This window comes from Pseudomonas sp. CG7 (genome assembly GCF_023701885.1).
GTDB classification, from domain to species: Bacteria; Pseudomonadota; Gammaproteobacteria; order Pseudomonadales; family Pseudomonadaceae; genus Aquipseudomonas; species Aquipseudomonas zanjanensis.
This window is the reverse complement of sequence record NZ_JABAEE010000071.1, coordinates 25,431-33,087: the sequence shown is the minus strand read 5'-3', so window position 1 is coordinate 33,087 and position 7,657 is coordinate 25,431. Positions and strand designations below refer to the sequence as shown.

The window sequence follows — 7,657 nt, the reverse complement described above, 5'->3', positions numbered from 1 at the left end:
CGCGGCCCTCGCTCCCGTGGCCGGGTGCTCCGGCGTCCGGCGCGTTCGCGCCGTACGCCCACCGCCTTGGGGCGGCTGCGCGCCCCAGCGGGAGCAAGCTCCCTCGCCACAGGTCCGGTGCTGGCTTGACCGACCGGGATCAGGCTCAAGGGGTATTGATTTCCAAACGGAAATCCACGGCCTTGGGTGTCGGTGCGATGGCCGGCAGGAAACTGGTCTGTTCGCCATACATCGTCAGGCTTTTCCAGGTTTCTTCTTCGGCGATCGGAAAGCCTTCCGGCCCCAGCCAGGCAAAGCGGTAATACATCGTCTTGTTGTTGTAGCTGGTATTGCTCAACTGGACATTGACGGTCATGTAGCCGTTTTCCCTGGCCACGCGCATGGCGCCGACCACGATGTTCTTGGTCTTGCCCATCGCCACGACCTTGCTGGCGGCGCTGCCCGGCTCCGGTGGCGGCGGGGTGGCGCAACCGGCCAGCAAGGCCAGGGCGCCGACGGCGATCAGTTTTAAACGCATGTGAACAAGACTCCGTTCTTAAGGTTGCTTGAGGGCAATGGCGGTCGGATTGGCGCTTGGTATCACCTGGGCCGCCAGGCCGCCGGCGAACACTTGGTTACCCACCGCTCGCAGCGTGATGACCTGGTAACGCTGGTCGACGGTGACCTTGACCACCGAACCGCCCACCGCGCTTGGCAGGGTGACTTGGTGCTCGCCTTTCTTCAGGCGCAGGCGCACGACCTGGGTGTAGTCGGGCAGGGTGCGCCAGGTCCGGGTGTCGGCCCCTTCGAGTACCGCCGAGGTAAGACCCACGGCCAGGCCGGCCAGGGGGTTGGTTTCGTTGATCTGCTTTTGCGCCACACCACGGGTGATGGCGCGCACGGTGGTGCGCAGGATTATGCCCGGCATGTCATCGCGCAGGGCGCGACGCGACATGGCGGTGGTGCTGTTGAGCTGGGTCAGGTCCAACTGGCGGCCGTCGACACCGATCTGGCCGAAGGTGGCTGTGGAGGTGTCAGGCTTGATCAGCGGGAACGACAACGGTGTGATGACCAGATAGCCGCTGATCGGCAGCGGAAGGGGAATGCGGATCGAGTCCCGGGACGGCGCCAGGCCACTCTGCACCACGATCAGGATGTCGCTGTCATCGCTTTTGGCGGCAGGTTTGTCGAGGTCACGCAGGGCCTGCTCCAGCAATGGCGTGTTGGGGCGCAGTTCGGCGGCCTTGCGATAGCCCGGCGCGGCCAGGTCCTTTTCACCTAGGGCTTCATAGACGAAACCGGCCAGGTAATGGCTGAACGCGCTTTGGTAGCTGTTTTTGAGGCCGACGACTTCCGGGGCATCGAGGCTGGCCACCGGGTAACCCTGGAGGTCCTTGTATTCGGTCTTGCCCCCTTGTTTCTCGGCTTCTTCCTCGCGCTTGAGGTATTCCTTGTCCCGCAGGTCGGCGATCACCGCTTCGCGTTCGTGGGTCTTCTTGATCTGGGTCCGGGCGCCATCGAAGTCATTCACTGCCAGCAGATTCAGGGCCATCTGCGTGGTCAGCATGACCTTTTCGTAATCGTAGCCTTCGTAGCGGCGGACTTTATCGTTGACCAGGAAGCTGCCGAACTGGGCCAGGTACTTGGCTGTGTCGAGCTTGACCGCGTCTTCCCACTGGCCAACCTGCTGATCGGCGCTGTTCCAGGCGGTCTGGCTGCCGGACAAATCGCCCTTGGCGCGCAGCAGCTCACCTTTCTCGAAGTAATACAGCAGGTCTTTGTCCTGGCTGGAATTGTTCTTCTCCAGCAGGGTCAACGCGCCGTCGACGTTGCCGGACGCCAACTGCTGGTTGGTCTGGGCCAATTCGCTGTCGTAATTGCGAAAGGCCGAGCAGCCGGACAACAAGGTGATCGCGCCGAGGGCGACCGAAAGAACGGCACGGGATGCCATGAACATTTTCTTCCCTGATAGCAGCCGGGGGTGTGCGGGCCGGGCTGGAGCGATCCCACGGACGAGCGTTGAAACGCTGTCGGTTCCTCATAAAAAGAGGAGCTTTTATGCCATCGAATGATAAGAAGGCCGCGGGATTATAAACATGGCGCTTGGCTATGTAATGGCTTTTCAGTTGCGAAATGCTGTTTTTGTGACATCACCTCCAAAGCATGAAAATCCGATGAAAATCGGCTCCCTAGGCACATCCGCCCTTGAGCCAAAGCCATTGGAAGTGAACAATGTGTTACTTCTTATTACCAACCGAGAGTCATTCATGACTGCGCCGTTCCGTTTGCTGGCCTGGCTTGTATTGCCATTGCTTGCGCTGTGCAGCACTTCGCTGCTGGCCGAAACCCTCGAAAGTGCCCCCCAGGCGCTGCATTTATTGGATTACATCGGGGCGGATTACCCGGCTACGGTCGAGGCGGGCAAGGTCATCGACGACGCGGAGTACCGCGAGCAGTTGGAGTTCACCCAGGCGCTGGAAGGGGTGATCGTCGGGTTGCCGGCCAAACCGGAAAAGGCCGAGTTGGTCCAGGGCATCGGCGGTTTGCGCACGGCGATCACCCAGCGCCAGGACGGCGGCGAAGTCGCCCGTCTGGCGCGGCAGCTGGGGGCCAAGCTGGCGGTGGCGTATGAAGTCAGCCAAGCGCCGGTCATCACTCCCGATCCCATTCGCGGTGCGCCGTTGTATGCGCAGAATTGCTCGGTGTGCCACGGTGCCAGCGGTGCCGGCGACGGTCCTGCCGGTGTTGGCCTGGAACCGCCGCCCGCCAACTTGCGGGACGCCCAGCGCCTGGATCGCCTGAGCCTCTATGGGATCTATAACACCCTCGGCATGGGCATCGAAGGCACCGACATGCCGGCTTTCGCCGATCAGCTCGACGACCGTCAACGTTGGGATTTGGCGACCTATATCGCCAGCTTCAGCGCCGACCCGGCCGCGGCCAAAAGTGAACAAGTCTTTAACCTCGCTGACCTGGCGCGCCAGACCCCGGGCGAAGTCCTCGCCGCGCAAGGCCCGGCGGCGGCGGCGACATTCCGTGCCCAGCGCGCCCAGCCGCCACAGGTGCAACGTGGCCCGGCGCAGTTGCTCGACTACACGGCCGCCACCCTGGACAAAAGCATCGCCGCGTATCGCGCCGGTGACCATGACCAGGCCTACGACCTATCGGTCGCGGCTTACCTGGAAGGTTTCGAGCTGGTGGAAAGCTCGCTGGACAACGTCGATGCCAACGTGCGCAAAGACACCGAAAAGGCCCTGATGGCCTACCGTCAGTCGCTGCAGGACGGTCTGCCGGTTGAGCAGGCCGAACAGCGCCTGGACGCGGCCAAGGCCAAGTTGAAAGCGTCTGCCGGCCTGCTGGGCGGCGATGGCTTGAGCTGGTCGCTGAGCTACATCTCAGGCTTGCTGATCCTGCTGCGTGAAGGGTTGGAAGCGATCCTGGTGCTGGCGGCTATCCTGGCATTCCTGCGCAACACCGGTCAGCAGTCGGCGGTGCGCAGCGTCAACGTCGGGTGGGGCCTGGCGCTGCTGGCCGGCCTGGCGACCTGGGGCCTGGCGGCGTATGTGATCGACGTCAGCGGTGCCCAGCGCGAGTTGCTCGAAGGCGCGACGGCGCTGTTCGCCAGTGTGATGGTGTTGTGGCTGGGCGTCTGGATGCACGACCGTCGTCACGCCGCGGCCTGGCAGGATTACATCAAGAGCAGCCTGGTGGGCGGCGGCGGTCGTTTTGGTTTTGCGATCCTGGCGTTCTTCTCGGTCTATCGCGAACTGTTCGAAGTGATCCTGTTCTACGAAACCCTGTGGCTGCAAGCGGGGCCTGCCGGGCACAACGCGGTGCTGGCCGGCGGCGCGACCGCGCTGGTGTTGCTGGTGGGGTTGGCCTGGGTGATCCTGCGCGGCTCGGCGAAACTGCCGCTGGCGCTGTTCTTCAGCATCAACGCCGCGTTGTTGTGCGCGCTGTCGGTGGTGTTCGCCGGTCATGGCGTGAAGGCGTTGCAGGAAGCCGGGATCTTCGGCACCCATCCGGTGGCGTTCTTCGACTTCGACTGGCTGGGCATTCATGCCGATGCTTATTCGCTGGCCGCCCAAGTGGTGGCGATCCTGGCGATCGTGGTGCTGTATGGGCGCAGTTGGGTGGCGGAGAAGCGTCGGGTGCAGGTTTCCTGAAAAAGCATTCGCTGCGCTCATAATCGCGAGCAAGCTCGCTCCCACAGGATGTAGGCTGTCCTCTGTGGGAGCGAGCTTGCTCGCGATGCATTTAGAAGAGGAAGACCCCGATGCGCGTATGGATCGACGCCGACGCCTGTCCCAAGGCGGCGAAGGAACTGGTGGTCAAGTTCGCCTTGAAGCGCCGGTTCGAGGTGGTGCTGGTGGCCGGCCAACCGCAGATCAAGCCGGCCCTGGCCTGTGTGAAATTGATCGTGGTGCCCAGCGGCCCTGACGCGGCGGACGACTACCTGGTGGAGCACGCCGCGCCGGGTGAGCTGGTGATCTGCAGCGACGTGCCCTTGGCCGACCGCTTGGTAAAGAAGGGCGTCGCTGCCCTGGACCCGCGGGGCAAGGAGTTCGATGCGCAAAACATGGGCGAGCGCCTGGCGGTGCGCAACCTGTTCACCGATTTGCGTGAACAGGGGCATATGGGTGGCGGCCCGGCGGCGTACAGCGAACGGGACAAGCAAGGGTTTGCCAATGCGCTTGATCGGATCCTGACGCGGTTGACCCGAGTGACTTGAGGCCGAATCGATCCTGTGGGAGCGAGCCTGCTCGCGAAGGCGGGGTGTCAGTCAAAGAATAGATTGCCAGTCCCGGCGCTTTCGCGAGCGGGCTCGCTCCCACAGAGAGGGAAAAGTCGGTGGGGTCAGGCGTCGTTCTCGTGCGTCAACTCCAACACCCGGTCCACCAGCTTGTTGATGCCCGAAGCCGCTTCGCTGATGTTCTGCGCCAGCATGTAGGCCGGGGTGCTGACCAGTTTGCGCGCGCGGTCCTCGACGATGTCGGTCACCGCGCAGTCTTCGTGGGTGCCGCCCATTTTGCCCACGGCCGCCGCCGTGTCCGGGTCGTTGCCGATGGTGCAGGTCACCCCTGGGCCATAGATTTTTGCTGCCAGGGCCGGGGAGATGCAGATCAGCCCGACCGGTTTACCGGCCTCGGCAAAAGCCTCGGTCAAGGCCAGGACTTCTGGCTGGACCGTGCAACCGACGCCTTCGACGGCAAAGTTGGAGAGGTTTTTCGCCGAGCCAAAGCCACCGGGTACGATCAGCGCATCGAAATCGTCGACGTTGGCCTCACGCAAATCCTTCACGTTGCCCCGGGCGATCCGCGCGGACTCCACCAACACGTTGCGGCTCTCGGGCATTTCCTCGCCCGTCAGGTGATTGATCACATGCAACTGGGCAATGTTGGGGGCGAAGCACTGGACCTGCGCCCCACGCTGATCGAGGCGCAGCAAGGTGATCACGCTTTCGTGGATCTCGGCGCCGTCATACACGCCACAGCCGGAAAGGATCACTGCAATTTTTTTGCTCATGGGCTTTTTCTCCAGATTCATGGCGTTAAATGTCTACTAATTTGTCACTCGTTGCCATAGGGGGATCGGGCAGCTACACCTAACCTGCCGGTTATCTCCCTGCCTCGCATGCCCGGGTTGCGTCATGAACTTCATCCTGTATGCCGTGCCGTTCTTCTTTGTGCTGATTGCCGTCGAGTTGTTGGCCGATCGCTGGCGGGGCGTGAGCCACTACCGCGTGGCAGACGCGATCAACAGCGTGAGCACCGGCGTGCTGTCGACCACCACCGGCCTGCTGACCAAAGGCGTGGGACTGGTGACCTATGCCTTTGCGTTGAAGCACCTGGCCGCCATCGAGCTCCCTGCCGACCGGGCCTGGACCTGGGTGTTTGCCTTCGTGCTCTACGACTTCTGCTATTACTGGCTGCACCGCATGGGCCATGAGCGCAACATCCTCTGGGCCGCCCATTCGGTGCACCACCAGAGCGAGGACTACAACCTGTCCACCGCGTTGCGCCAGACCAGCACCGGCTTCCTGTTGAGCTGGGTCTTCTATGTCCCGCTCGCCGTACTGGGCGTGCCGTTGGTGGTCTTCGTCAGCGTTGCGGCGTTGAATCTGCTGTACCAGTTCTGGGTCCACACCCAGCACATTCCCAAGCTCGGCTGGCTGGAGTGGTGTTTCGTGACGCCGTCCAATCATCGTGCCCACCATGCACAGAACCCTCTCTACATGGATCGCAACTACGGCGGGGTGTTCATTATTTGGGACCGTCTGTTTGGCACCTTCCAAGAAGAAGACGATAACGAGCCGGTGGTTTTTGGCGTGACCACGCCGCTGGCGAGCTGGAATCCGTTGTGGGCCAACCTGCAGTTCTATGCCCAGCTGTGGGCCGATGCGCGGCGAGCGGAGCGCTGGTGGGACAAGCTGCGAATCTGGTTCATGCCCACCGGTTGGCGTCCGGCGGATGTCGCGGCCCGGTACCCGCTGAACAAACCGGACTTGAGCCAGTTCCGCAAATTCGAAGTGCCGCTGGACCTGCGCCAGCAGTGGTACGTAGGGCTGCAGTTCGGCGTCTACATTGCCTTGGGCAGTTATTTGATGAACCTTGAAGGCAGCCTGCCGGTGGCCGCCCTGGTGCTGGGGTGGGGCGCGGTGGCGTTCGGTCTGTTCGTGTTGGGCGTGGCCCTGGAGAATCGCCCGTGGGCGCTGAAGCTGGAGCTGTTGCGGCTGGCGTCGAACCTGCCGCTGGTATGGCTGGCGCCCTTGGCCGGGTTGTGGCCGGCCAGCGCTGTGATGAGCCATGGGGCTTGGGTCGGGCTGCTCAGCTACAGCCTGCTCAGCGGCATCGGGCTGTACTGCTGCCGCAGCCGGTTTACTCGGTTGGCGTCGTAGGCTCGGCAGACTTGGCTTGTTCGAGTCGCTCGGCTTCGAGGACTTTCTTGGCCAGCCGCGCATTCTTGATGCGTCGGCGCAGCCACAGGACCAGGCCCAGCACCAGCAACGCGCCAAGCACCCATAGTTCGTATTTCTTGATGCTGCCCAGCATGCCTTCCAGCACTGCGCCGAAGTGGTACGCGGCGGCGGCCAGGGCCGTGGCCCAGATCGCCGCGCCGATGCCGTTGAGCAGCAGGTAGCGGCCCGGCGGATAGCCTGACAGGCCGATGGCCACCGGCATCACCGTGCGCAGGCCGTAGACGAAGCGGAAGCTCAGGACCCAGATGTCCGGATGCCGGCGGATGTGCTCCAACGCGCGATCGCCCATCAATTGCCAGCGCGGCTTGCGGGCCAAGAGCTTGCGGCCGTGCTTGCGCCCCAGGAAATACCACAGCTGATCGCCCGCGTAGCTGCCGCAGAACGCCACGACGACCACCAGGTTGATGTCCATGTAGCCACGGAACGCCAGGAAGCCTGCGAGCACGAGGATGGTTTCGCCTTCGAAGAACGTGCCGATAAACAAGGCCAAGTAGCCGAAGTCATGCAGAAATTGTTGGAGCATTGTCTGGGTGCTGGCGAAATGAACGCGCAGCCTAACCCTTCGGGCACATTCAGGAAAGTATCGAAATGTGTCTCGACGTGAACAATTCCTACAGAAGACAATGACTGCGACTACCGGTCGCGCTTTCGCACAACTGTCATGCGTTCGTCATAATAGCCGCTTATAACTGTCACGCT

The 7,657-nt window shown here is 62.6% G+C and carries 7 protein-coding genes; 3 read left to right on the top strand and 4 right to left on the bottom strand.

Going from position 1 to position 7,657, the window contains the following annotated elements:
- Positions 1-145: 145 nt before the first annotated feature.
- A complete protein-coding gene (locus HGO40_RS23880; protein ID WP_186706841.1) occupies positions 146-517 on the bottom strand; it encodes a YcfL family putative periplasmic lipoprotein in 372 nt (123 codons plus the stop codon).
- A gap of 18 nt (positions 518-535) precedes the next feature.
- Complete coding sequence (locus tag HGO40_RS23875; protein WP_250965016.1) at positions 536-1,930, bottom strand: COG3014 family protein; 1,395 nt, start codon at positions 1,928-1,930, stop codon at positions 536-538.
- Positions 1,931-2,246: 316 nt separating this feature from the next.
- On the opposite strand from HGO40_RS23875, the gene HGO40_RS23870 reads away from it, so the two are divergent.
- Together HGO40_RS23870 and HGO40_RS23865 are read left to right on the top strand one after the other, a co-directional pair.
- Positions 2,247-4,145, top strand: coding sequence for a cytochrome c/FTR1 family iron permease (locus tag HGO40_RS23870; RefSeq protein ID WP_250965015.1), 1,899 nt, complete (start codon positions 2,247-2,249; stop codon positions 4,143-4,145).
- A gap of 110 nt (positions 4,146-4,255) precedes the next feature.
- Positions 4,256-4,711 carry a YaiI/YqxD family protein gene (locus tag HGO40_RS23865; RefSeq protein WP_250965014.1) on the top strand — a complete coding sequence of 152 codons (456 nt, stop codon included), beginning with the start codon at positions 4,256-4,258 and terminating at the stop codon, positions 4,709-4,711.
- A gap of 125 nt (positions 4,712-4,836) precedes the next feature.
- On the opposite strand, the gene elbB is transcribed toward HGO40_RS23865, so the two are convergent.
- Positions 4,837-5,505: an isoprenoid biosynthesis glyoxalase ElbB gene (elbB, locus tag HGO40_RS23860; protein ID WP_250965013.1), complete on the bottom strand. Its 669-nt coding sequence runs from the start codon at positions 5,503-5,505 to the stop codon at positions 4,837-4,839.
- 124 nt (positions 5,506-5,629) lie between these two features.
- On the opposite strand from elbB, the gene HGO40_RS23855 reads away from it, so the two are divergent.
- Positions 5,630-6,877 (top strand): sterol desaturase family protein, encoded by a 1,248-nt coding sequence (locus HGO40_RS23855; protein WP_250965012.1) that lies wholly within the window; start codon positions 5,630-5,632, stop codon positions 6,875-6,877.
- Here the strand turns inward: HGO40_RS23855 and HGO40_RS23850 are convergent.
- The gene (locus tag HGO40_RS23850) at positions 6,858-7,481 is read right to left on the bottom strand and encodes a DedA family protein (RefSeq protein ID WP_186706835.1); all 624 of its coding nucleotides are present in this window, start codon (positions 7,479-7,481) and stop codon (positions 6,858-6,860) included. The two genes, HGO40_RS23855 and HGO40_RS23850, sit on opposite strands and share 20 nt — an antisense overlap.
- Between the last annotated feature and the right edge of the window lie 176 nt (positions 7,482-7,657).

What these genes read in the sequence shown, in the direction of transcription:
- HGO40_RS23880 (WP_186706841.1), bottom strand. Translation starts at nt 517, where the DNA reads ATGCGTTTAAAACTGATCGCCGTCGGCGCCCTGGCCTTGCTGGCCGGT.
- elbB (WP_250965013.1), bottom strand. Translation starts at nt 5,505, where the DNA reads ATGAGCAAAAAAATTGCAGTGATCCTTTCCGGCTGTGGCGTGTATGAC.
- HGO40_RS23865 (WP_250965014.1), top strand. Translation starts at nt 4,256, where the DNA reads ATGCGCGTATGGATCGACGCCGACGCCTGTCCCAAGGCGGCGAAGGAA.
- HGO40_RS23850 (WP_186706835.1), bottom strand. Translation starts at nt 7,481, where the DNA reads ATGCTCCAACAATTTCTGCATGACTTCGGCTACTTGGCCTTGTTTATC.
- HGO40_RS23855 (WP_250965012.1), top strand. Translation starts at nt 5,630, where the DNA reads ATGAACTTCATCCTGTATGCCGTGCCGTTCTTCTTTGTGCTGATTGCC.
- HGO40_RS23875 (WP_250965016.1), bottom strand. Translation starts at nt 1,930, where the DNA reads ATGGCATCCCGTGCCGTTCTTTCGGTCGCCCTCGGCGCGATCACCTTG.
- HGO40_RS23870 (WP_250965015.1), top strand. Translation starts at nt 2,247, where the DNA reads ATGACTGCGCCGTTCCGTTTGCTGGCCTGGCTTGTATTGCCATTGCTT.